Genomic DNA, 1,291 nt, shown 5'->3' on the forward strand with positions numbered 1-1,291 from the left:
ACGAGCGCCCGGGCCGGCGCCGGCCCGGCGGTCACCGCGCCGCAGCAGCCCGAGACCTGGCCGGATCCCGCCGCACTGCTGCTGACGGCACTCGGCCCGGGGCCCCGGCTGTGGGAGCGCGGGCCCGGTCATCCCGAGACGCTGACCGTGCGGCTCGGCACGGCGGACCGGAGCGCTCCGGACGGCTCCGGCGTGGTGCCCGCGGTGCCCGTGACGGCGGCACTGCGCGAGGCGGGCGCGCTGGGCCTGGCCGGACCGCGCCCCCGGCTGTCCGGGCTGACCCGCGCGGTGCTGGCCCAGCTGGCCGCGCTGCACTCCCCCGACCTGCTGGAGATCGTGCTGATCAGCGCCGACCGCTCCCGTCCCGTGGAGGAGCGCACGGCCGAGTGGTCCTGGCTGGGCTGGCTCCCGCATGTCCGACCGGGCCACGGCCAGGACTGCCGGCTGCTGCTGGCCTACGACCGCGAGCAGGCGGCGGCCCGCACGGAGGAACTCCTGCGCCGGGTCGACGACCACGCGACGACCGGCCGAACCGCGGCCCACCCCACCCGGGTCCCGGCACCGGGTATCGCGCCGGGCGCCCCGACGCACAGCGAGCCCACCGCCACACCCATGCCCGACTCCCCCACGGGCATGCCGGTGGGGGGCATCCCCGCCGAGGCCTCCGGGGCCCAGGCCCTTGCCACCGGCGGGTGGGACACCCCCGCCCAGGAGGGGCTTTCCAGCCACCCCGGCACCCCCACCGCCCCCGGCGCATCCACCCGGGGGCCCGCTTTCGGCCACACCGGAGCCACCGCACACGCCACCCCTGCCGCGCCGAGCCGCACCCACCCGTCGGCCGCCCTCTCGGCCCCCACTCGCCGCCCCTCCTGGGCCAAGGAGGACGCCGAGGTCGGCGGGGTCGGCGGGGCTCCGGCTCTCCACACCGTCGTCGTCCTGGACGGAGACCCCGGTGGCGGCGCGCTGCGGGACGCGCTCGCGCGGCTGGCCGTGGCCGGGCCGCGGGCCGGGATCCATGTGGTGTGTCTCGCCGAGACCGAGCCCGCCTCGCCCGCCTCCCCCATGGCGCGGACGTACGAGGCCGCGTGCGCGGTGACGCCGACGTTCCGGCACTGCGGTGCCGTGGCGCTGCTCGGCGGGGATGTCGCGACGGCGCTGCGGCTGCTGCGGGTGGCGCCGGGCGGACCCGTCGGACCGGGGACGCTCGCCGCCGTGGACGCCGTGTCCGTCGCCTGGGCGGAGCGGTTCGCCCGGGCGCTGGCGCCGCTGCGGCCGGACGGCCCGTCCGGCG

Annotated in this window: 1 pseudogene; it reads left to right on the forward strand. The window is 79.7% G+C overall.

The features are described from left to right. A pseudogene (locus tag ABT288_RS49985) lies at positions 1–1,291 on the forward strand (hypothetical protein); the annotation flags it as partial.

The sequence above is a fragment of the Streptomyces sp. NPDC001093 genome (assembly GCF_040298985.1).
GTDB lineage: Bacteria > Actinomycetota > Actinomycetes > Streptomycetales > Streptomycetaceae > Streptomyces.